The 22,835-nt window shown below is 71.4% G+C and carries 19 protein-coding genes; 7 read left to right on the forward strand and 12 right to left on the reverse strand.

The genetic code is table 11. The features are described 5' to 3' along the window. From M8J73_RS43240 to rimP, 4 genes are all read right to left on the reverse strand, one after another. On the reverse strand, nucleotides 1-302 hold a 302-nt coding region (locus M8J73_RS43240), incomplete at its 3' end, for a translation initiation factor IF-2 N-terminal domain-containing protein (protein ID WP_249829868.1). Nucleotides 303-449: 147 nt separating this feature from the next. Further along, complete coding sequence (locus tag M8J73_RS43245) at nucleotides 450-728, reverse strand: YlxR family protein (protein WP_079050026.1); 279 nt, start codon at nucleotides 726-728, stop codon at nucleotides 450-452. 137 nt (nucleotides 729-865) lie between these two features. Continuing rightward, nucleotides 866-1,852 carry a transcription termination factor NusA gene (gene nusA / locus M8J73_RS43250; protein ID WP_055541385.1) on the reverse strand — a complete coding sequence of 329 codons (987 nt, stop codon included), beginning with the start codon at nucleotides 1,850-1,852 and terminating at the stop codon, nucleotides 866-868. 2 nt (nucleotides 1,853-1,854) lie between these two features. Further along, complete coding sequence (rimP, locus tag M8J73_RS43255; RefSeq protein WP_055541384.1) at nucleotides 1,855-2,364, reverse strand: ribosome maturation factor RimP; 510 nt, start codon at nucleotides 2,362-2,364, stop codon at nucleotides 1,855-1,857. 233 nt (nucleotides 2,365-2,597) lie between these two features. On the opposite strand from rimP, the gene M8J73_RS43260 reads away from it, so the two are divergent. Genes M8J73_RS43260 through M8J73_RS43270 form a run of 3 tightly spaced genes read left to right on the forward strand, consistent with a single transcriptional unit; the run spans nucleotide 2,598 to nucleotide 4,598 of the window. Then, nucleotides 2,598-3,188 (forward strand): hypothetical protein, encoded by a 591-nt coding sequence (locus M8J73_RS43260; RefSeq protein WP_240501602.1) that lies wholly within the window; start codon nucleotides 2,598-2,600, stop codon nucleotides 3,186-3,188. Then, nucleotides 3,185-3,640, forward strand: coding sequence for a ferritin-like domain-containing protein (locus M8J73_RS43265; RefSeq protein ID WP_055541382.1), 456 nt, complete (start codon nucleotides 3,185-3,187; stop codon nucleotides 3,638-3,640). Before M8J73_RS43260 ends, M8J73_RS43265 begins: the two co-directional genes overlap by 4 nt. Before the next feature lie 28 nt (nucleotides 3,641-3,668). After that, nucleotides 3,669-4,598, forward strand: coding sequence for an aminoglycoside phosphotransferase family protein (locus M8J73_RS43270; protein ID WP_055541381.1), 930 nt, complete (start codon nucleotides 3,669-3,671; stop codon nucleotides 4,596-4,598). 261 nt (nucleotides 4,599-4,859) lie between these two features. Here M8J73_RS43270 and M8J73_RS43275 read toward each other — a convergent pair whose 3' ends face one another. The 6 genes from M8J73_RS43275 to dxr all read right to left on the reverse strand — a co-directional run bounded on the left by M8J73_RS43275 (nucleotide 4,860) and on the right by dxr (nucleotide 12,624). Beyond that, nucleotides 4,860-6,566, reverse strand: a complete 1,707-nt coding sequence (locus M8J73_RS43275) for a proline--tRNA ligase (RefSeq protein ID WP_249829869.1) — start codon at nucleotides 6,564-6,566, stop codon at nucleotides 4,860-4,862. A 101-nt stretch (nucleotides 6,567-6,667) separates the two neighbouring features. Beyond that, nucleotides 6,668-7,198, reverse strand: coding sequence for a GNAT family N-acetyltransferase (locus M8J73_RS43280; RefSeq protein WP_055538923.1), 531 nt, complete (start codon nucleotides 7,196-7,198; stop codon nucleotides 6,668-6,670). A gap of 102 nt (nucleotides 7,199-7,300) precedes the next feature. Then, entirely contained in the window at nucleotides 7,301-8,155 is an 855-nt protein-coding gene (locus tag M8J73_RS43285; RefSeq protein ID WP_055522833.1) for a GNAT family N-acetyltransferase, read from the reverse strand. A 543-nt stretch (nucleotides 8,156-8,698) separates the two neighbouring features. Beyond that, complete coding sequence (gene ispG, locus M8J73_RS43290; protein ID WP_055538924.1) at nucleotides 8,699-9,856, reverse strand: flavodoxin-dependent (E)-4-hydroxy-3-methylbut-2-enyl-diphosphate synthase; 1,158 nt, start codon at nucleotides 9,854-9,856, stop codon at nucleotides 8,699-8,701. A 192-nt stretch (nucleotides 9,857-10,048) separates the two neighbouring features. Further along, nucleotides 10,049-11,353: a M50 family metallopeptidase gene (locus tag M8J73_RS43295; RefSeq protein ID WP_055538925.1), complete on the reverse strand. Its 1,305-nt coding sequence runs from the start codon at nucleotides 11,351-11,353 to the stop codon at nucleotides 10,049-10,051. Then, nucleotides 11,350-12,624, reverse strand: a complete 1,275-nt coding sequence (gene dxr, locus M8J73_RS43300) for a 1-deoxy-D-xylulose-5-phosphate reductoisomerase (RefSeq protein WP_055538926.1) — start codon at nucleotides 12,622-12,624, stop codon at nucleotides 11,350-11,352. Before dxr ends, M8J73_RS43295 begins: the two co-directional genes overlap by 4 nt. A 214-nt stretch (nucleotides 12,625-12,838) precedes the next feature. Between dxr and M8J73_RS43305 the strand changes: the two genes are divergently transcribed. Next, entirely contained in the window at nucleotides 12,839-13,294 is a 456-nt protein-coding gene (locus tag M8J73_RS43305) for a lamin tail domain-containing protein (protein ID WP_055538927.1), read from the forward strand. 27 nt (nucleotides 13,295-13,321) lie between these two features. Here the strand turns inward: M8J73_RS43305 and secA are convergent, their stop codons facing one another. Together secA and M8J73_RS43315 are read right to left on the reverse strand one after the other, a co-directional pair. Beyond that, nucleotides 13,322-15,967: a preprotein translocase subunit SecA gene (gene secA / locus M8J73_RS43310; RefSeq protein ID WP_079054850.1), complete on the reverse strand. Its 2,646-nt coding sequence runs from the start codon at nucleotides 15,965-15,967 to the stop codon at nucleotides 13,322-13,324. A 153-nt stretch (nucleotides 15,968-16,120) separates the two neighbouring features. Beyond that, nucleotides 16,121-18,061: an acyl-CoA dehydrogenase family protein gene (locus M8J73_RS43315; RefSeq protein WP_249829870.1), complete on the reverse strand. Its 1,941-nt coding sequence runs from the start codon at nucleotides 18,059-18,061 to the stop codon at nucleotides 16,121-16,123. A gap of 461 nt (nucleotides 18,062-18,522) precedes the next feature. Between M8J73_RS43315 and M8J73_RS43320 the strand changes: the two genes are divergently transcribed. From M8J73_RS43320 to M8J73_RS43330, 3 genes are all read left to right on the forward strand, one after another. Continuing rightward, nucleotides 18,523-19,533, forward strand: coding sequence for a LacI family DNA-binding transcriptional regulator (locus tag M8J73_RS43320; RefSeq protein WP_055543309.1), 1,011 nt, complete (start codon nucleotides 18,523-18,525; stop codon nucleotides 19,531-19,533). Nucleotides 19,534-19,869: 336 nt separating this feature from the next. After that, on the forward strand, nucleotides 19,870-21,927 hold the full coding sequence (locus M8J73_RS43325; protein ID WP_055540011.1) for a glycoside hydrolase family 31 protein: 2,058 nt from the start codon (nucleotides 19,870-19,872) through the stop codon (nucleotides 21,925-21,927). Between the two features lie 313 nt (nucleotides 21,928-22,240). Further along, nucleotides 22,241-22,835: AI-2E family transporter (locus M8J73_RS43330; protein WP_308408386.1), on the forward strand; the 595-nt coding region annotated here is incomplete at its 3' end.

Below are 22,835 nucleotides of genomic sequence, written 5' to 3' on the forward strand. Positions count from 1 at the left end.
GGCGCCGCGGGCCTCTCCGCGGCGGGCGGCTTCGGAGCCGCCGGACCCGGACGCGGGGCGGCCGGACGGGAGGCCTGCGCCGGAGAGGGGGCCGCCGGACGGGCCGGGGCGGCCTTGCGCGGGGCGGGCTTGCCGCCACCGCTGCCCTGCTGGAGGGCGTCAGTCAGCTTGCGTACTACAGGCGCCTCGATCGTCGAGGACGCCGAACGGACGAATTCACCGAGCTCTTGGAGCTTGGCCATGACGACCTTGCTCTCAACCCCGAACTCCTTGGCGAGTTCGTATACCCGGACCTTAGCCACTTCGCTCCTTTTAGGTCCGGGTTGACGCCGGACCGTCGCTACTTCATGGGCGTACTCATCGCGTGCTCATCGAGTGCTCATCGCAATCTCGACCTACTTCCAACTCGCGGGGTACCAGGGCCGCACGGGGGTTCCATGCGACGCGTCTTACTGTGTTGCCTGCTCGACGGTGAGGCGCAACGCCGCGCTGTCGAGCGGTCCCGGGGCACGGAGCGCCCGCGGGAACGCCCGGCGGCGAACCGCCAGGTCGAGACAGACCAGGGCGGGGTGGATGTACGCACCCCGGCCGGGCAGCGTACCGCGATGATCGGGGACACATTCATCCTCGATCGCCACGACGCGCAGCAGCTCGGTCTTGGCCGCTCGTTGCCTGCACCCCACACAGGTGCGTTCAGGGCATGCGCGGGCACGCGTCCGGCCAGACACTGCTAAGTCTACCTCCCCGCACCGACCTCACCCCTTTGGGGCAAGAATCGAACAGTTGCCGCGCATATAACTGACGTGATCTGAGCGACCTGCGGCTTGGATCTATTCCCGATCATGCGCCTGCCGGTCGCCCTCGGCTATTCGGACGGCTGCTCGGTGTCCGGGCGGATGTCGATGCGCCAGCCGGTGAGACGGGCGGCGAGGCGGGCGTTCTGGCCCTCCTTGCCGATCGCCAGCGACAGCTGGTAGTCCGGCACCGTTACCCGCGCGGAGCGGGCCGCGAGGTCCACCACCTCGACCTTGGAGACCCGGGCCGGGGAGAGCGCGTTGGCGACCATCTCGGCCGGGTCGTCGGACCAGTCGACGATGTCGATCTTCTCGCCGTTCAGCTCACCCATGACATTGCGCACACGGCCGCCCATGGGGCCGATGCAGGCGCCCTTGGCGTTCAGGCCCGAACGGGTGGACCTCACGGCGATCTTCGTCCGGTGACCGGCCTCACGCGCGATGGCGGCGATCTCGACGGAGCCGTCGGCGATCTCCGGCACCTCCAGTGCGAAGAGCTTCTTCACCAGATTGGGATGCGTGCGCGAAAGGGTGACGGACGGACCGCGTACGCCCTTCGCCACCCGAACGACGTACGACCGGATCCGCATGCCGTGCGGGTACGTCTCGCCGGGGACCTGTTCCTGCACGGGCAGGATGGCCTCCAGCTTGCCGATGTCGACGAGCACGTTCTTCGGATCGCGGCCCTGCTGGACCACACCGGTGACGATGTCGCCCTCGCGGCCGGCGTACTCGCCGAGCGTCGCGTCGTCCTCCGCGTCCCGCAGACGCTGCAGGATCACCTGCTTGGCGGTGGTGGCGGCGATGCGCCCGAAGTCCGACGGGGTGTCGTCGAACGCGCGCGCCTCCTGCCCCTCCTCCAGGTCCTCGGGGTCCTCCTTCGCCCACACGGTCACATGGCCGGTCTCCCGGTTGAGCTCCACGCGCGCGTGGCGGCGGCTTCCCTCGGTGCGGTGGTAGGCGATGAGGAGGGCCGCCTCGATCGCCTCGACGAGCAGGTCGAAGGAGATCTCCTTCTCCCGCACCAGGCCCCTGAGGGCACTCATGTCGATGTCCACGGCTACGCCTCCTCCTCTTCCTTCATGTCGTTCTTGTCCTTGCGGTTGAACTCGACCTGGACGCGGGCCTTGTCGATCTCGTCGAAGGCGAGCCTGCGGGCGGTGGCCTTGCGGCCCTTCACTCCGGGCACCTCGAGGTCGAGGCCGTCGTCGTCCACGGTCAGGATTCTGGCGATCAGTTCCCCGCCCTCGCGGAGTTGGAACTTCACCAGTCGGTCCACGGCCCGCCGGTAGTGGCGGTGCTCGGTGAGGGCGCGCTCAGCGCCCGGCGTGCCGACTTCCAGGGTGTACTCCGCCTGGCCCATCGCGTCCGTCTCGTCCAGCTTGGCCGAGAGCGCGCGGCTGACGTCGGCGACCGTGTCCAGATCGGCGCCCTCGTCGGAGTCGACGGTCACGCGCAGCACCCGCTTGCGGCCGACCGCGTCCACGGCGATCTCTTCGAGGTCCAGACCCTGGGAGCGTACGAGGGGTTCCAGCAGCTCTCGCAGCCTCTCGCTCTGGGTGGTGCTCATCCGGGTGACTCCTCGGCCGCGTGTGCTGTTGTGGGTAGGGCGCGTGTCAGGTCAAAGGGTAGCCGCTCCGCTGGGGTGTTGCCGTCCGCCCGCACGCTCGGGGGACGTGGTCCGTTGGCGCGAGCGGGTTGTCCGCGGCCGGTCACGCGGTTCCCCGCGCCCCGCGTGGGGCGCGGCCGGGTAACGTGATCACACCGCTCTATTGTTCGTACGACCCCCCTAGGACGTCTGCTGTGTCGTTCAGCCTGCCGTCGCGTGCCCCGTCGGGGCCGCGCAGAAGGACTTTGCTCGCCGGGGCCGCGGGTCTGGGCCTCCTCGTGGGGTGCTCGTCCGGGGCTGAGGGGTCTGATTCCGCCGGGGAGAGTCCTTCGGCGACCGAGAAGGCGCGGGCCGGGGCGGCGCGGGACAGTGAGGCGCTCGTGGAGCGGTACGACGCCGTGCTCGCCGCCCATCCCGACCTCGCCGGGCTGCTGACGCCGTTGCGGGCGGAGGCTGTACGCCACGCGGAGGCGTTCGGGGGCGGGAAGCGGTCGGCGAAGCCCTCCGCGTCCTCCTCTGCGTCCTCCTCCGCGTCCCCCTCGCCGTCGCAGTCGCAGTCGCCGTCCGCGACGGCCTCTGCCTCGCCCTCGGCCTCCGGCGGGCCCGACCCCGTGCCGGCCGAACCCAAGGCGGCGCTCGCCGAGCTGGCCGCGGCCGAGCGGAAGCTCGCCGACCGGCGGGGCAAGGCGTTGCTGGAGGTGCCGGGCGAGCTGGCCCGGCTGATGGCGTCGGTGGCCGCGGCGGGGGCCGGGCACGCGTACATGTTGACGGAGGGTGCGAAGTGAGCGGCGCGGAGCTGAAGGCGATGCAGGCGGCGCTCGGGGCCGAGCACGCCGCCGTGTACGGGTACGGGATCGTCGGCGGGAAGATCGGTGACGCGCGGCAGAGCGAGGCGCGGGAGGCGTACGACGCCCATCGGGCCCGGCGTGACCTGCTGACGCGGGCGGTGCGGGACCTCGACGGCCGGCCCGAGGCCTCGGCGGCCGCCTACGCGCTGCCCTTCCCGGTGACGGACGCGGATTCCGCCGTACGGCTGGCCGTGGAGCTGGAGGAGCGGGTGGCCGGGGTGTACTCCGACCTGGTGCGGGCGGCGACCGGTGAGCGACGGGCCTCGGCGGCCGAGGCGCTGCGGGAGGCGGCGGTGCGGGCGGTCAGGTGGCGCGGGGGAAGCGTAGCCTTCCCTGGTCTCGCCGAGCGGGCGGCCGGTGCCACCGCCTCGGCGGCACCGCGCACCTGATCACGGCCTGGAAGGGAACGACTCGCACATGACGCGCAGGGCTTTCGAGGCTTTCGAACCGCCGCAGCGGCTTGTGCGGGCGCTCGCCGAGACCCGGCAGAGCGGGGGCGACGGCGCCCAGGAGTGGCTGTCGCGGCTACCGGACATCCTTCAACAGGCCCTGGATCTACGCGAGTTGACTCTCGAACGGGTGCAGGCGCCCGGCGGGCGCAGCAGTCTGGTGCTGCTCGTGCGGCAGATCGACGGCACCCCGGCCGTGCTGAAGCTGGCGCCCGGGCGGGCGCGGCCGGAGAGCGAGCGGGCGGCGCTCGCCCACTGGGACGGGCGGGGCGCCGTGGAGCTGCTGAACCCCGGGGACAGTCAGGGTGTGCTGCTCCTGGAGCGGCTGCGGCCGGACCTGTCCGTGCGGTCGCTGCCCGAGGCGAAGGCGCTGCTGGAGGCGGCGGCCACGCTGCGGCGGCTGTGGGTCGAGCCGCCCGAGGCGCATGTGTTCGAGACCGTGGGCGAGCGGACGGGCCGTCAGGCCGAGGCGATGCGGGCGGGCGCCCAGGCCGACGCTGAGGTCCGGGGCTTGGTCGAGGCGGCTCTCGCCGCGCGGGAGGAGCTGCTCGCCGCCGCTCCCGAGGAGAGGCTGCTGCACGGGACGTTCCGGCAGAGCAAGGTGCTGGCCGGGGACCGGTTGCCGTGGCTGGCGGTGGGGCCCGATCCGGTGGTCGGGGAGTGCGCGTTCGATCTGGCGCGACTGGTGCGGGACCGGGTGGAGGATCTGATCGCCTCCCCGTCGGGGGCGGCGACGACACGGCGACGGGTGAGGAAGCTGGCCGACTCACTGGACGTGGACCAGGAACGGCTGCGGGGGTGGACGCTGTTCCGGGCCGTGGAGTCGGGGGTGCGGGCCCGGCGGGTGGGCCGCCCGCGCGACGCCGAACTGTTGCTGGAGTTCGCCGGCTGGCTCTGAGGTCACCCTCGGAAGGGTTGGGGTTCGTCGACGGCGAGCGGGTGCGCGGGGAGTTCTCGGGCGGTTCCCCGCGCACCCGGAACGGCCCTGCGGGCCGATGAGAAGCGCGGGGCGCAGCCCCCGCTTCTCAGGGGCGCGGGGAACCGCGCGACCAGTCCCCACGCACCTGCTCGTCCGTACGGAGTCCGGTGGCGGCCGTCGACGGCTCGACCGCCGGTGGGGGCTCGGGCGGCCGTCGACGGCACGACCGCCAGCGCCGGGTCAGGCGGTCGTCAGCCGGGCGATCGCCTCGTCGACGGTCAGTTCCTCGCGCTCGCCGGTGCGGCGGTCCTTCAGCTCCAGGACGCCCTCGGCCGAGCGGCGGCCCGCGACCAGGATCTGCGGCACGCCGATCAGCTCGGAGTCGGTGAACTTCACGCCCGGGGAGACCCCGGCGCGGTCGTCGACGAGGACGCGCAGGCCGGCGGCCCGCAGCTTCTCCGAGACCTCCAGGGCGAGTTCGGTCTGGAGGGCCTTGCCGGCGGCGACCACGTGCACATCCGCCGGGGCGACCTCGGCGGGCCAGCACAGGCCCTTGTCGTCGGCGGTCTGCTCGGCGAGGGCCGCCACCGCGCGGGAGACGCCGATGCCGTACGAGCCCATGGTGACGCGGACGGGCTTGCCGTTCTGGCCGAGGACGTCGAGCTTGAGGGCGTCGGCGTACTTGCGGCCGAGCTGGAAGATGTGGCCGATCTCGATGGCGCGGTCCAGCCTCAGGCCGGTGCCGCACTTCGGGCACGGGTCGCCCTCCTGGACGACCACGACGTCGACGTACGCGCCGACCTCGAAGTCACGGCCCGCGACGACGTTCTTGGCGTGCGTGCCGTCCTTGTTGGCGCCGGTGATCCAGGAGGTGCCGGGGGCCACCCGGGGGTCGGCGACGTAGGTGACCTTCTCGCCGAGGCCCTGCGGGCCGACGTAGCCGCGGACCAGCTCGGGGTGGGCGGCGAAGTCGTCCTCGGTGACCATCTCGACGACCGCCGGGGCGAAGTGCGCCTCGACCTTGCCCATGTCGACCTCGCGGTCCCCGGGGACGCCGATGGCGACGATCTCGCCGTCGACCTTCACGAGGAGGTTCTTCAGGGTGGCGGAGGCCGGGACGCCGAGGTGGGCGGCGAGGGTCTCGATGGTGGGGGTGTCGGGGGTGGGGATCTCCTCGAGGGCGGGCACGTCGCCCGCGTCCACCGGCTTCAACTCGTAGGTGATCGCCTCGGTGTTGGCGGCGAAGTCGCAGTTCGGGCAGTCCGCGAAGGTGTCCTCGCCGGCGCCGGCCGGGGCCAGGAACTCCTCCGACTTGGAGCCGCCCATGGCTCCCGCGGTGGCGGCGCAGATGCGGTAGTCGAGGCCCAGGCGCTCGAACACCTTCTGGTACGCCTGGCGGTGCAGGGCGTACGACTGGGCGAGGCCCTCGTCCTCCAGGTCGAAGGAGTACGAGTCCTTCATCAGGAACTCACGGCCGCGCAGGATGCCGGCGCGGGGGCGGGCCTCGTCGCGGAACTTCGTCTGGATCTGGTAGAGGATCACCGGCAGGTCCTTGTAGGAGGACGCCTGGTCCTTCACGATCAGCGTGAAGATCTCCTCGTGGGTGGGGCCGAGGAGGTAGTCGCCGCCCTTGCGGTCCTGGAGGCGGAACAGCTCCGGGCCGTACTCGTCCCAGCGGCCGGTCGCCTCGTAGGGCTCCTTCGGCAGCAGGGCGGGGAGCAGCACCTCCTGGGCGCCGATCGCGTCCATCTCCTCGCGGACGATCCGCTCCACGTTGGCGAGGACCCGCTTGCCGAGGGGCAGCCAGGTCCACACGCCGGCGGCGGTGCGGCGGACGTAGCCGGCGCGGACCAGCAGCTTGTGGCTGAGTACCTCGGCGTCCGCCGGGTCGTCGCGCAGCGTCTTCGCCATCAACTGGGACATGCGCTGGACCGGTGCGTTCGCCATGGTTCTCGTACTCCTGCTGCGGATCGGTTGATGGCAGGAGGTTAGCCGGGGGGCGGGGGACCGTGGAAATCCGGCGGTGGCGGGCGGCGGCGGTAGGGCGGCTACCTGCGGCGCAGGGGCAGGGGGGCGCCCATGACGGCGTAGGGCCTCGGGGCGCTGGGGAAGAGGACCTGGCGGGCGAGGTCCTCGTAGCCGAGGGAGTGGTACAGGGCCCGGGCGGGGCTCTCGATGTCGATCGCGGAGAGGATCGAGCGGGGCTCGGTCGCGCTGTCGGTGATGGTGGTGATGAGGGAGCGGCCGACCCCGCGGTTCTGGTAGGCGGGGTGGACGTGCAGTTCGGTGATCACGAAGGAGTCGTCCAGCCAGTCCTCGTGGCCCCGGGCGCGGAGGTAGGGCTCCACGACGGTGGACCACCAGTGGGTGCGGTCGTTGGGCATGCCGTAGACGAATCCGACGAGACGGCCGCCGGCCGTGGCGCCGAGTGCCCTCGCTCCGGGGTAGGTCATGTGGCGCAGGACGATCTGGCGGCGTACGGCCACCTCGTCGGGGCCGAGACCGAACGCCACGGCTTGGACGGCCAGGGCCTCGTCTACGTGGGCGGGGAGGTCCAGGGGGCCGATGACGAGGCTCATGTTGCGGATGCTACAGGGGGGTTCGGGTGGTGCGCGGGGCGCCGGTCGGATGTGGCCGACCGTACGGTTCCCGTGTCCGGGGCGGGGGTGCGTCGGCCTTCGTCAGAAGAGGACGCTCATGAACTCCCCGACCTCCTGGAAACCCACCCTGCGGTAGGTGCGCCGCGCGGCCGTGTTGAAGTCGTTGACGTAGAGGCTGACCAGAGGGGCCACGTCGGCGAGCGCGTAGCGCAGGACCGCCGCCATGCCGGGCCCTGCCAGGCCCCGGCCGCGGTACTCGGGGGCCACCCAGACGCCCTGGATCTGGCAGGCCTGGGGGGTGGCGGCGCCGATCTCGGCCTTGAAGACCACGCGGCCGTCGGCGTCGAGGCGGGCGAAGGAGCGGCCGGAGCCGACGAGTTCGGCGACGCGGGCCTGGTAGAGGAGGCCGCCGTCCCCGGCCATCGGGGAGACGCCGACCTCCTCGGTGAACATCGCCACGCACGCCGGCATGATCGTTTCCATCTCGTCCTTGCGGATCCGGCGGACGTACGGGTCGGGGGCGACCTCGGCGGGGTCGGGCAGCCGGTCGGTGACCATCAGCGGCTGGTGCGCGCGGACCTCGCGGGCGGGGCCCCAACTGGGCTCCAGCAGACGCCAGAGCTGAGCGGTGGGTTCGGCGGGGCCGACGAGCGAGGAGCAGCGGCGGCCGGCCCGGCGAGCGCGGTCGGCGAAGGCGCGGACGGCGCGCGGGGTGGCGCAGATGGGGACGAGATTGGCGCCGGCGTAGCAGAGCGAGGTGAGGGCGCCGTCCTCGTACCAGCCCCACATCTCGCCGCCGAGCCGCCAGGGGTCCAGGCCGGCGACCTGGACGCGGGACGTCACGAAGGCGTTCGCGACGGGCTCGCGGTCGAGGACGGCGAGTGCGGCGTCCAGGTCACTCGGTTCGAGGACCCGGGTGGTGGTCTGCGTCAACACGTGCGGGGGCCTCACCCTTGGTCTGCGCTGATTTCCGCACGATACCCTGCGGGGCTGTGGCCGGGTGCCCGGTGGCTGCGCCACGGGCCGGGTGCCCGGTGGCCTCGGGGGTAGCTGTGCTCTGGCGGGTGCGGGTACGTCGTGACTTGTCGCGCAGGTCCCCGCGCCCCTCGAGAGGCCTGCGGCCCGCGAGACGATGCTGCGGCACCCGCACGATACCCCGCGCGCTGTGGCCGGGTGCCCGGGGGCTGCGCCACGGGCCGGGCGCCCGGTGGCCGCGGGGGTAGCTGGGCTCTGACGGGGGCGGGGACGTCGTGACTTGTCGCGCAGTTCCCCGCGCCCCTCGAGAGGCCTGCGGCCCACGAGACGATGCTGCGGCACCCGCACGATACCCCGCGAGCTGTGGCCGGGTGCCCGGTGGCTGCGCCACGGGCCGGGCGCCCGGTGGCCTCGGGGGTAGCTGTGCTCTGGCGGGTGCGGGTACGTCGTGACTTGTCGCGCAGTTCCCCGCGCCCCTCGAGGGGCCTGCGGCCCTCGCAGGGGTCAGCCCGCTACCGCCACCGTCGGCTCGCCCGAGGTGATGCCGGCCTTCTCCATCTCCTCGGCGATCTTCATGGCCTCTTCGATGAGGGTCTCGACGATCTTGGACTCGGGGACGGTCTTGATGACCTCGCCCTTGACGAAGATCTGGCCCTTGCCGTTGCCGGAGGCGACGCCGAGGTCGGCCTCGCGGGCCTCGCCGGGGCCGTTGACGACGCAGCCCATGACGGCGACGCGAAGGGGGACCTCCATGCCGGTGAGGCCGGCGGTGACCTCTTCGGCGAGCTTGTAGACGTCGACCTGGGCGCGACCGCAGGAGGGGCAGGAGACGATCTCCAGGCCGCGCTGCTTGAGGTTGAGGGACTCCAGGATCTGGTTGCCGACCTTGACCTCCTCGACCGGGGGCGCGGAGAGGGAGACGCGAATCGTGTCGCCGATGCCCTCGGCGAGGAGCGCGCCGAAGGCCACGGCGGACTTGATCGTGCCCTGGAAGGCGGGGCCCGCCTCGGTGACGCCGAGGTGGAGGGGGTAGTCGCACTGGGCGGCGAGCTGACGGTAGGCGTTGACCATGACGACCGGGTCGTTGTGCTTGACCGAGATCTTGATGTCCCGGAAGCCGTGCTCCTCGAAGAGGGAGGCCTCCCACAGGGCCGACTCGACCAGGGCCTCGGGGGTGGCCTTGCCGTACTTCTGCAGGAGACGGCGGTCGAGGGAGCCGGCGTTGACACCGATGCGGATCGGGGTGCCGTGGTCGTTCGCCGCCTGGGCGATCTCCTTGACCTTGTCGTCGAACTGCTTGATGTTGCCGGGGTTGACGCGGACGGCGGCGCAGCCGGCCTCGATCGCGGCGAACACGTACTTCGGCTGGAAGTGGATGTCGGCGATGACCGGGATCTGCGACTTCTTCGCGATGACGGGCAGGGCGTCGGCGTCGTCCTGCGTCGGGCAGGCGACCCGGACGATCTGGCAGCCGGAGGCCGTCAGCTCGGCGATCTGCTGGAGCGTGGCGCCGATGTCGGACGTACGCGTGGTCGTCATGGACTGGACCGACACCGGTGCGTCCCCGCCGACCGCCACGGACCCGACCTGGATCTGCCGGCTCTTGCGGCGCTCGGCGAGCTTGGTCGGAACGGACGGCATGCCGAGAGAAATCGCAGTCATCTGCTGTGCAACCCCAAGTTGTGGATCAGGATCGGGTCCCGGAACAGGCGGGCTCCAGGCATCGAGATTACGGCACGGCCCCGGGCCCCAGCACATCACGGGCCGTAAACCCACCCGTAAGGGAAGGCCGGGGGCGGGACAGCGAAGCGGCCGGGCACCCCAGGGTGCCCGGCCGCCGTGAACGCGCGGTGTCTACGAGATGCGCACCGGGTTCACGAGGTCCGCGATGAGGACCAGCAGCGTGAAGCAGATGAAGACGCCGGCCACGACGTACGCGACGGGCATCAGCTTCGCCACGTCGAAGGGGCCGGGGTCGGGCCGCCGCAGCACCTTGGCGGTGTTCCGACGCACCGACTCCCACAGGGCGCCCGCGATGTGCCCGCCGTCGAGCGGGAGGAGCGGGAGCATGTTGAACAGGAAGAGGGACAGGTTGAAGCCGGCCAGCAGGATGAGGAAGCTGGCGAGTTGCTGGGTGGCGGGGATGTCCATGGTGAAGATCTCACCGCCGACGCGGGCGGCCCCGACCACGCCCATGGGAGAGTCCGCCGCGCGCTCGCCGTCGCCGAAGGTGGCGTCCCACAGGGCGGGGATCTTGGCGGGCAGGGAGATCAGGGACTCGACGCCGTTCTCCATCATGTCGCCCATGCGGTCCACGGACTGCCCGAAGGAGAGCGGGACGATGTCGGTGGCCGGGGTGAAGCCGAGCCAGCCGGCGGAGACGAACTTGTCCTCGACGTAGCCGCCCTGGCCGTCGGTCTGGGCGACGTCGTTCTTGATGAGGGTGGGGGTGATGTCGACCTGCTTGCCGTCGCGCTCGACGGTGAGGACGACCTTCTTGCCGGGGTTGTCGCGGATGTCGGCCTGGAGGGCCGACCAGTCGGTGACGGGGGCGCCGTCGAACGCGACGATCTTGTCGCCGGGCTGGAGGCCGGCGGCCTTGGCGGGGGCCTCCTTGTCGCCGTCCTTGCACTTGGTGCGGTTCTCGCTGGCGGAGATGACGCAGTCGGAGACCTTGCTGACCGTGGTCGTCTGGGTCTTGGCGCCGAAGGTCATCATCACGCCGACGAAGATCACGACGGCGAGGATCAGGTTCATGAAGGGCCCGGCGAACATCACGATGACGCGCTTCCACGGCTTGCGCGTGTAGAAGAGGCGCTGCTCGTCGCCGGGCTGGAGCTCCTCGAAGGACGCCTCGCGGGCGTCCTCGATCATCCCGCGCCACGGGGAGGTGGAGCGGCTCTCGACGCGGCCGTCGGCGCCGGGCGGGATCATGCCGATCATGCGGATGTAGCCGCCGAGCGGGATCGCCTTGACGCCGTACTCCGTCTCGCCCTTCCTGCGGGACCAGATGGTCGGGCCGAAGCCCACCATGAACTGGGGCACGCGGATGCCGAACATCTTGGCCGTCGAGAAGTGGCCGAGCTCGTGCCAGGCGATCGAGAAGGCCAGGCCGATCACGAAGACCACTATGCCGAGGATGAACATCAGGGTCGTCATGCACGGGCCTCCGCGGTCGTCCGCTCGGTGGGTTTGCCTGGGGAACCGGTCAGTTCACGGGCGCGGGCGCGCGCCCAGGTCTCCGCTTCGAGGACGTCCGCCACGGTCAGGGAAGTTCCCGTGGCGGGGGTGCCGTGCTCCTCGACGACCCGGGTCACCGTCTCCATGATCGCGTCGAACCGGAGACCGCCGTGCAGGAACGCGTCCACGCACTCCTCGTTGGCCGCATTGAACACCGCCGGGGCCGTGCCCGCGAGCCGGCCCACGTGCCGGGCGAGGCCGACCGAGGGGAACGCGTCGTCGTCGAGGGGGAAGAACTCCCAGGTGGACGCCTTGGTCCAGTCGAAGGCGGGCGCGGCGTCGGGGACGCGCTGCGGCCAGCCCAGGCCGATGGCGATGGGGCCGCGCATGTCCGGGGGCGTGGCCTGCGCCATTGTCGATCCGTCCGTGAACTCAACCATCGAGTGGACATACGACTGGGGGTGGACGACGACCTCAATGCGATCGAAGGGAATGTCGTAGAGGAGGTGCGCCTCGATGACTTCCAGGCCCTTGTTGACGAGGGTCGCGGAGTTGACCGTGATGACGGGGCCCATGGCCCAGGTGGGGTGCGCGAGGGCGTCGGCGGGGGTGACGTCCGCGAGTTCCGCCTTGGTGCGGCCGCGGAACGGGCCGCCGGAGGCGGTGACGACCAGCTTGCGCACATCGGCGCGGGTGCCGCAGGCGAGGGCCTGGAAGAGGGCGGCGTGCTCGGAGTCGACCGGGATGATCTGGCCGGGCTTGGCCACGGCCTTCACCAGCGGGCCGCCCACGATGAGCGACTCCTTGTTGGCGAGCGCGAGGGTGCGGCCGGCCTCCAGGGCGGCGAGGGTGGGCGCGAGGCCGATGGAGCCGGTGATGCCGTTGAGCACCGTGTGACAGGCGGAGGCGGCGAGCTCGGCGGCGGCGCCGGGGCCCGCGAGGATCTCGGGGAGCGGCTCGCCGGTGCCGTACGCGGCGGTCAGGGCCTCGCGCAGCGCGGGGACGGTGTCCTCGCGGGCGACGGCGACGGTCCGCACCCGCAGCCGGTGCGCCTGCTCGGCCAGCAGTTCCACCCTCCCTCCGGCGGCGGAGAGTCCGGTGACCCGGAAGCGGTCCGGGTTGCGCAGGACGAGGTCGATGGCCTGGGTGCCGATCGAGCCGGTCGATCCGAGGATCACCACGTCCCGGACCCCGTCGACGGGGTCGAAGACGAGATGGGGATCGGAGAGAGGGGCGGGACTGTCACTCATCCCCCCATTGTTGCCGCATCCGGTGTCCGGCAGGACCGCGCGGCCCCCTGTTGACCCACTTCGGGTGGTGTGCCGTCGACGATGCGTTTTCTCCGTTTGTGAAGCAGGTGTGAAGACAGGGTGATATGACTTCTTCCCAGCTGATCCGAACGTCGTATCAGCCGATCGCCGCTGGATGACGGCGATCGTGAACGAGGTCCCTGGGGGGAAATCCATGCGCAAGCGCATACGCGCCGTCCTGCCCGCTCTCGCCGGAGCGGTCGCTCTGACCGGCACGGTGCTGAGCAGCCCGGCCGAGGCGGCGGGGGGCGTGTCCATCTACCGCGTGTACTTCGACAGTCCCGGCAAGGACACCCGGACCAACACGAGCCTCAACGGCGAATGGGTGCAGATCAGGAACACCGGCTCGTCGGCGGTCTCGCTGAACGGCTGGGTGCTGAAGGACCCCGACAACCACAAGTACACGTTCCCGAACATCAAGATCGGGGCCGGCAAGTACATCAAGGTCCGCACCGGCTCGGGCACCGACACCAGCGCGACGAAGTACCAGAACCGCCGGGCCTACGTCTGGAACAACACCAGCGACACGGCGACGCTGCTGCGGGCGAGCGGGACCAAGGTCGACTCGTGCTCGTGGACCACGCGCGACGCCAGCGACAAGTACTGCTGAGCGGCGGCGGCACCTACCGCTGAGCGGCTACGACCGCCGGGCGCCCTCCACCACACCCTCCGCCGTGTCGACGGTCGGGGCCGTGAAGTGGAGGGCGTCCTCGTCGCGGGAGGGGGCGAGGCCGGTGGAGGCGGTGTCGAGGTGGAAGACGTAGCCGACGGACTCCTCCTTGATCGCGTCGGTCATGGCGACGAACATGTCGAAGCCCTCGCGCTCGTACTCGATGATGGGTTCGCGGCCCAGGGTCCAGCGCAGGCCGATGCCGTCGCGGAGGTAGTCCATCTCGTAGAGGTGCTCGCGCCAGGTGCGGTCCAGGACGGACAGCACCACCCGGCGTTCCAGCTCGCGCAGGGTGCCCTCGCCCAGCTCCGCCTCGCGCTCGGCGTAGTGGGTGCGGATGTCGTCCGTGAGGGCCGCCACCAGGTCCCCGGCGGTGAGGTTCGCGCGACCGCCGTGCTCCCGCTCCAGGTCCTCGATCGTCACCCCCACCGGGTAGAGCTGCCCGAGCGCCCGCCACAGGGCGTCCAGGTCCCACTCCTCCGGGTACCCCTCGGCGGTCTCGGCGGCGACGTACGCCTCGACGGTGTCGTCCATGAAGCGGAGGAGCTGGCCGCGCAGGTCCTCGCCCTCCAGGACGCGGCGGCGCTGGGCGTAGATCAGCCGGCGCTGGCGGTTGAGGACCTCGTCGAACTTCAGGACGTCCTTGCGGGACTCGAAGTGCTGGCGCTCCAGCTGGGCCTGGGCGGAGGCGACGGCACGGGTGACGATCCTGTTCTCGATGGGGACGTCCTCGGGCACGTTCGTCGCGGCCATGACGCGCTCGACGAGCTGGGCCTGGAACAGCCGCATCAGATCGTCCTGGAGGGAGAGGTAGAAGCGGGACTCCCCGGGATCGCCCTGGCGGCCGGAACGGCCGCGCAGCTGGTGGTCGACGCGGCGGGCGTCGTGACGTTCGGTGCCGAGGACGTAGAGGCCGCCGAGTGCGGTGACCTCGGTGTGCTCGGCCGCCACCTGCGCGGTGATCCGGTCGAGGACCGCCCGGCGCTCCTCGTCGTCCGCGTCGTCGGGCAGCGCGGCCCGGGCGAGGGCCTCCGGGTTGCCGCCGAGCATGATGTCGGTGCCCCGGCCCGCCATGTTCGTGGCGACCGTCACCGCTCCCCTGCGCCCGGCCTGGGCGACGATCATGGCCTCGAGGCGGTGGTTCTTGGCGTTGAGGACCTGGTGCGGGACGCGGCGGGCGCGCAGACGGGCGGAGAGCGCCTCGGAGACCTCGACCGTGGTGGTGCCGACCAGCACCGGCTGGCCCCTGGCGTGCCGCTCCGCGATGTCGTCGACGACCGCCGCGAACTTGGCGTCGGTGGTCCGGTAGATCAGGTCCGGCCGGTCCTCGCGGATCATGGGCCGGTTGGTGGGGACGGGGACGACCCCCAGCTCGTAGATCTGGTGGAACTCGGCGGCCTCCGTCATCGCGGTGCCGGTCATGCCGGAGAGCTTGTCGTAGAGGCGGAAGAAGTTCTGCAGGGTGATGGTGGCGAGGGTCTGGTTCTCGGCGTTGACCGACACCCCCTCCTTGGCCTCGATCGCCTGGTGGAGGCCCTCGTTGTAGCGGCGGCCGGGAAGCAGGCGGCCGGTGTGCTCGTCGACGATCAGGACCTCGCCGTCGATGACCACGTACTCCTGGTCCCTGCGGAACAGTTCCTTGGCCTTGAGGGCGTTGTTGAGGTGCCCGATGAGGGGGGTGTGGTCGGACTCGTAGAGGCTGTCGATGCCCAGCTGGTCCTGGACGTACTCGACGCCGGCGTCGAGGATCGCGACGGTGTGCTTGCGCGGGTCGTACTCGTAGTCGTGGCTCGCGCGCAGCCGCTCCAGCCGCTCCTTGTCGGCGGGGCGGGTGAAGCGCTCCTCCTGGATCTCGACGCCCCTCATCGGGCCGACGAGCGTCGCGAAGGCCTCGTACCAGTGCGTGGCCGGGTCCGCCGGGCCCGAGATGATCAACGGGGTGCGGGCCTCGTCGATGAGGATGGAGTCGGCCTCGTCGACGATCGCGAAGTGATGGCCGCGCTGGACGAGTTCGGCTCGCGACCAGGCCATGTTGTCGCGGAGATAGTCGAAGCCGAATTCCGTGTTCGTGCCGTAGGTGACATCGCACGCGTACGCCGCCCTGCGTTCGTCCGAGGTGGATTCGGAGCGGACTACGCCGACGGTCAGCCCGAGGAATTCATACGCCTTTCCCATCCATTCGGCGTCCCGGCGGGCGAGGTAGTCGTTGACGGTGACGACGTGGACGCCCTTTCCGGTGAGGGCGTTCAGATAGACGGGAAGGGTGGCCACCAGGGTCTTTCCCTCGCCCGTCTGCATTTCGGCGACATTGCCGAGATGGAGGGCGGCGCCGCCCATGACCTGGACGTCGAAGGGGCGCATGCCGAGGGTGCGGCGGGCGGCCTCCCGCATGGTGGCGAAGGTCTCCGGCAGCAGGTCGTCGAGGGTCTCGCCGTCGGCCAGCCGCTGCCGGTACTCGTCGGTGAGGGCACGCAGGCCGGCGTCGTCCAGGGCCGCGAAATCCTCCTCTACCGAGGCGACCTCGTCGGCGATCCGGTGCAGTCGGCGCAGTATCCGGCCCTCGCCCGCGCGCATGATCTTGTGGGTGAGGGAATTCAAGCCGAGTTCGGACATCGCAGCATCACCTCGGCGCTGTCGCCCCGTCCGCCGTCCTTTCGATTGTCGGCTCGTGGGGTGAGCGCGGCAAGCAGCGGGACGGCGGAGCGGGGCGACGGTGCGTTCCGCGCGTGGCGGTCGGCGAAGGCGGCGTCAGCGAAGGGAGCGGCGTCAGCGAATGGGGCGGTGGACGTTCTCCTTCTCGCTCGCACCCGGTGTGGCGTCCGCGATCCACGGGCCGTCACCGGAGGGGTCGATCACACCCTGCTCCAGCCACTCGTACGCACCGCCGAGCACGCCCTTGACCACCTTGCGGTCGACGTCGTCGGTGTTGCTCCACAGCCGGCCGAAGAGTTCCTCGACGCGGAGGCGGGACTGCCGGCAGAAGACGTCGGCGAGCTGGTACGCCTCGCGGCCGTGCCCCTCCGTGGTGCGCAGCAGCTCGGCGCGGACGCAGGCCGCGCTCATCGCGAACAGCTCGGCGCCGATGTCCACGATCCGGCCCAGGAAGGCCTGCTTGGTCTCCATCCGGCCCTGCCAGCGGGACATGGCGTAGAAGGTGGAGCGGGCCAGCTTGCGGGCGGAGCGCTCGACGTAGCGCAGGTGGGCCGAGAGGTCGGGGTGGCCCGCCGGGTGGAACTCCGCGTAGGCGCGCGGGAGTTGACCGGTGCCCGCGACCAGCTTGGGCAGCCACTTGGCGTAGAAGACGCCCGCGTTCGCTCCTGCCCTCGCCTTGTCGGAGAGGGACTTCTCGGGGTCGATGAGGTCTCCGGCCACGGACAGATGGGCGTCGACGGCCTCGCGGGCGATCAGCAGGTGCATGATCTCCGTGGAGCCCTCGAAGATGCGGTTGATCCGCAGGTCGCGAAGCATCTGCTCGGCGGGCACGGCACGTTCGCCGCGCGCCCGCAGGGAGTCCGCGGTCTCGAAGCCCCGGCCGCCACGGATCTGGACCAGCTCGTCGGCGATGCGCCAGCCCATCTCGGAGGCGAAGAGCTTGGCGAGGGCGCCCTCGATCCGGATGTCGTTGCGGTCCTCGTCGGCCATCTGCGAGGAGAGGTCGAGCACCGCCTCCAGGGCGAAGGTGGTGGCCGCGATGAAGCTGATCTTGGCGCCGACGGCCTCGTGGTGGGCGATCGGCTTGCCCCACTGCTCACGGGCCTCCGACCATTCGCGGGCGATCTTCAGACACCACTTGCCGGCGGCCACACCGGACGCGGGCAGCGAGAGCCGGCCGGTGTTGAGGGTGGTCAGCGCGATCTTCAGCCCCGCGCCCTCCGGGCCGATGCGGTTCGCCGCCGGGACCCGGACCTGGTGGAAGCGGGTGACGCCGTTCTCGATACCGCGCAGGCCCATGAACGCGTTGCGGTTCTCGACGGTGACGCCGGGCGTGTCCGTCTCCACGACGAAGGCGGTGATGCCGCCCTTGTGGCCGTCGGACTTCGGCACCCGCGCCATGACGACGAGGAGGTCGGCGACCACGCCGTTCGTCGTCCAGAGCTTCACGCCGTCGAGGACGTAGTCGTCGCCGTCGGGCACCGCGGTCGTCGCCAGCCGGGCCGGGTCCGAGCCGACGTCGGGCTCGGTGAGGAGGAAGGCGCTGATGTCGGTGCGGGCGCAGCGCGGCAGGAACTTCTGCTTCTGCTCGGGGGTGCCGAACAGTTTCAGCGGCTGCGGTACGCCGATCGACTGATGCGCGGAGAGCAGCACGCCGATCGCCGGGCTGGCCGAGCCGACCAGGGCCAGCGCCTTGTTGTAGTACACCTGGGTGAGGCCGAGGCCGCCGTACTTGGGGTCGATCTTCATGCCGAGGGCGCCGAGTTCCTTGAGGCCGTTGATCACCTCGTCGGGGATCCGGGCCTCGCGTTCGATGAGGGCGCCGTCGACCTTCGTCTCGCAGAACGCGCGGAGCTTGGTCAGGAACTGCTCACCGCGCCGGACGGCCTCGTCGGTGGGCAGGGGGTGGGGGTGGATGAGGTCGAGGCGGAACCGGCCCAGGAACAGTTCCTTGGCGAAGCTGGGCTTGCGCCAGTCCCGCTCGCGGGCTGCCTCCGCCACCTGGCGGGCCTCACGTTCGGTGACGACGGGTTTCTTGAGGGGTGGGGCGGACATGAGGCTCACCTCGCCGCGAATCGGGATCTTGTACCGGATGAGTACCTGATTGGTTACCGATGGGTGCTACTCGATCGTTGGTACCCGATCCGGACGCCCCCCGCCACCCCTCGCGTCCGCGTTCGGCCGCCGGTGGCCGAGTACCGCTTCACCCCCGGACCGGCCACTCCCCGCCACCCACGGCCGAAAGCCGCCCCCACGGCCCTAAGCTGAGGCGTACGGCACCTCCGGAAGCAGAGGGCGCCCGAAAGGGGCGCGGAAAGCCACGCGCCAAGCCCCCACGAGCCCGAGGCCCCTCGCTTCATCCCTCCCCCCACCCCTTGGGTGCCCGACCCGGTATCGAAGCGCTTCGACAACCTATGGACACGCACCCACCATCGAGCTACTGTCGAGCCACCCTCACGTCACCCTGTACGGAACCCATGCGCAGTCGAAGCGCTTAAACACGCTGGGAGAGCTGGATGGTCACCCTCGCCGAGGTCGCCCAGCACGCCGGAGTCTCGGCGAGCACGGTGAGCTATGTCCTCAGCGGCAAGCGGTCCATCTCCGCCGGCACCCGCCAACGGGTCGAACGGAGCATCCAGGAGCTGGGCTACCACCCGAACGCCGGGGCGCGCGCCCTGGCGAGCAGCAAGTCCAACATCATCGCGCTGATGGTCCCGCTGCGGACCGACATGTACGTGCCCGTGATGATGGAGATCGCCATCGCGGTGGCGACCACGGCCCGCATCCACGGCTACGACGTGCTGCTGCTCACCGGCGAGGAGGGTCCCGACGCGGTCCGCCGGGTCACCGGCAGCGGGCTCGCCGACGCGATGATCCTGATGGACGTCGAACTGGACGACGAGCGCCTGCCACTGTTGCGCGACACCGACCAGCCGTCCGTGCTCATCGGGCTGCCGGCCGACACCAGCGGCCTGACCTGCGTGGACCTCGACTTCGGGGCGACCGGGGCGCTGTGTGTGGAGCACCTGGCGATGCTCGGCCACCGCGAGATCGCCGTCGTCGGCGAGGCCCCCGCGGTGTACGAGCGGCACACCGGTTTCGCCGAGCGCACCCTCGACGGGCTGCGGTCGCGGGCGCGGGAGTTGGGGCTGCGGGTGCTGCACCGGCCCTGCGAGGGCGGGTACGACGCGATGGCCGCGACGCTGGCCCGGATCTTCGACGAACGGCCGGGCACCACGGGGTTCGTCGTGCAGAACGAGTCCGCGGTCGAGCCGCTGCTCGCGCTGCTGCGCCAGCAGGGCCGGGCGGTGCCCGAGGACGTCTCGGTGATCGCCGTCTGCCCCGAGCAGGTCGCCCTCCAGGCGTCGGTGCGGCTGACCTCGGTCGCCATCCCCGCCCAGGAGATGGGGCGGCGGGCCGTGGAGCAGCTCGTCGCCAAGCTCGACGGGCGGGAGACGGACGAAGTGGTGCTGCTCGCCCCCGAGCTGACGGTCCGCGCGAGCACGGGACCGCTGACCGGCGGCTGACACCGGGGGCGGGGCATGGCATGCGGGATCCAGCTCCCGCAGGCCGACGGCCGCCCCCGTCGCCCGTCGCGCGCACTCCCCCTCCACCCGCCCGCGTGGCTCCGGCCCCGGTCTCCGGTCCCCGGCCCGGTCATCCAGCGCCCACCGACCCGCCCACCAACCGCCCCACCGTCCTGCCGCTCGTCCGGCATGTTCTCCCGCCGACCCGCACGTCGTCCGGGCGGCGAGCCCTGCGCTTCCCGCCCCTGCCCCGACGCCCCTGCCCCCGACCCCACTCCCCCGGCCGCAGCGGACGTGCCGGGTGGGCCGTCACTCCTTCCTTCCAGGAGCCGTCTCGTGAATCAGTCTGCCGAGAACGAGAACCAGACCCCGACGGGCGCGGTCAGCCTCGCCCAGTCCTCCCCCACCGTCGGCACGTTCCGTGAGCGGGACGGCGCCCTGGAGTGGAGCGGACGCCAGGAGACCCTGCGGATCGAGCCCTGGGGGCCGGACGCGGTCCGGGTCCGTGCCCGGCTGGGCGGCCCGATCCTCGACGGGCTGCCGGGCGCCCTGCTCGACGAGGCGGAGAGCACCGAGAGCAGCGTCAAGATCGAGGAGGGACAGGGCCGGCTGACGGTCGGCGCGCTCACCGCCGAGGTCGGCGCCGAGGGCCTGATCCGGTTCACGCGCACCGCCGACGGCCGTGAACTGCTGTCCGAGGAACGCGCCCACTTCTGGTGGCCGGGCTCCCGCCTCTACACGGCGGTCGGCAACGGCCACCACCGGCTGGAGCAGCGTTTCGCCGCGTACGACGACGAGAGGCTGTACGGCCTGGGCCAGCACCAGCACGGGCGGCTGGACCAGAAGGGGCTGGTCCTCGACCTGGTGCAGCGCAACGCCGAGGTGGGCATCCCGGTGCTGACCTCCAGCCGCGGCTACACCCTGCTGTGGAACAACCCCGCGATCGGCCGGGTCGAGCTGGCGGGCAACGGGACGCGCTGGGTCGCGGACTCGGCCCGGCAGATCGACTACTGGATCACCGCGGGCGAACCGGCCGACGCGCAGCGCCGCTACAGCGCGGTGACGGGCCGTACCCCGATGCTCCCGGAGTGGGCGGCCGGGTTCTGGCAGTGCAAGCTGCGCTACCGGACCCAGGACGAACTCCTCGCCGTGGCGCGGGAGTACAAGCGCCGGGGTCTGCCGATCGATGTGATCGTGTGCGACTTCTTCCACTGGACGCACCTCGGCGAGTGGAAGTTCGACCTGAGCGAGTGGCCCGATCCGGCGGCCCTGGTGGACGAACTGGCCGGGATGGGCATCAAGCTGGTGGTGTCGGTGTGGCCGTCGGTGTCGCCGCTGTCGGAGAACCACCCGGTGATGGACCAGCGCGGCTACTTCATCGGCACGCAGTACGGTCCGACCGCCCACGCCGACTGGCCCGACAAGGAGGTCGCCTCCACGGTCCAGGTGGCCTTCTACGACGCGACCAACCCCGAGGCCCGTGCGTTCGTGTGGGCGCGGGTGAAGGAGAACTACCTGGAGCCGTACGGCATCACGGCGTTCTGGCTGGACGCCTGCGAGCCGGAGCTGAAGCCGGGCTTCCAGGAGAACCTGCGGTACTGGGCGGGCCCCGGCCTGGAGGTCGGCAACATCTACCCGGCGGAGAACGCCCGCACCTTCTACGAAGGGCTGAAGGCGGCCGGCGAGGAGGAGATCGTCTCCCTCAACCGCTCGGCGTGGGCGGGCAGTCAGCGCTACGGGGCCGCCCTGTGGTCCGGTGACATCGGCACCGACTTCCCGACCCTGCGCCGGCAGATCGCGGCGGGCCTCAACACCGCGCTGTCGGGCATCCCCTGGTGGAACACCGACATCGGCGGCTTCCACGGCGGCGACCCGGACGACCCGGCGTACCGGGAGGTGATGGTCCGCTGGTTCCAGTTCGGCGCGTTCTCCCCGCTGATGCGCCTGCACGGCTTCCGCGAGCCCGGCATGCCGCTCGGCCCGGCCATGACCGGCGGCCCCAACGAGGTCTGGTCGTACGGCGAGGAGGCCGGCGCGATCCTGGAGCGGTATCTGCGGCTGCGTGAACGCATCAAGCCGTACGTCCTGCGGGTCATGCGCGAGGCCCACGAGCAGGGACTGCCGGTCATGCGTCCACTGTTCCTGGAGTTCCCCGGGGACGAGCGGGCCTGGTCGGTCGACGACGCCTATCTGTTCGGCCCCGACGTGCTGGTCGCGCCGGTGCTGGAGGCGGGCGCGATCACCTGGACGACGTATCTCCCGGCGGGCGCCCGCTGGACCGACGCGTGGACCGGGGAGGCGTACGACGGGGGCGCGTCCGTCACCGTGGACGCGCCCCTGGACCGCATCCCGCTGTTCCTGCGGGACGGGGCGTCGTTGCCGGTCACCGAGTAGGCGGGCAACGGCCGTTCGGACGCCGGGTCTACGCTATGGCGCCACGGCCATCCCGTGATCTTCAGGGGGTGTGCGCGACCCCCTGAGTGAGCGGAGACGAGCAAGCATGAACAGCCGTACGGGAGACCCTCGCCGGGTGCGCGGGGGACGGCAGGGCCGGCGGGGCGGTCCCGCGCGCAGACCGTTGCACCGGACGCGGACGACGATACGGACCACCGGCGGCGGCCACCTGGAGCTGCCGCCACCGGTGGCGGCCCCGGCTACGCCGGTCGGCGCCGGTGGTTTCCTGCCGGGGCCCGCGCGGCACGTGGCGGTGTGGAGCGCGCTGACGCTGCTCGTCACCGGGGTCGTGGCGGTGGGCGTGTGGATCTGCGTGACGTTCCAGACGGCGGTCACGCCGGTGCTGCTCGCGCTGCTCGGCACGGCGCTGCTCGGGCCGTTCTACCGGCGGCTGGTGGCGATGCGGTTCAACAAGTCCCTCGCCGCCGGGCTGACCTGTGCGGCCGTGGTCGTGGTGATGGGCGGCGCCGCGTACATCGTGGTGGCGGCGCTCATAGACACCGGCGACCAGATCATCGCCTCGCTGCGGGACGCGGCGCAGTCGCTGAGCGACGAGTTCGGGCTGGCCGGGACGTCGTTGGACGACCTCGCGAAGAACGCCAAGGGACTGCTGTCGAAGTTCGGCGGGACGGCGGCCTCCGGGGTGCTCACCGGGGTCAGCGCGGTCAGCTCCTTCGTCGCGATGGCGATCCTGGCGCTGCTGCTGATGTTCTTCTTCCTGCGCGACTCCGACAAGGCGGTCGCCTCGCTGCACTCCCTCGCGCCGCGCGGCCGCGGGGAGACGCTGGAGGTGATGGCCCGGCGCGCGTTCCAGGCGATCGAGGGCTTCATGCGGGGAACGACGATCA

The organism is Streptomyces neyagawaensis (assembly GCF_023516595.1).
In the GTDB taxonomy this organism is placed as follows: domain Bacteria; phylum Actinomycetota; class Actinomycetes; order Streptomycetales; family Streptomycetaceae; genus Streptomyces; species Streptomyces neyagawaensis.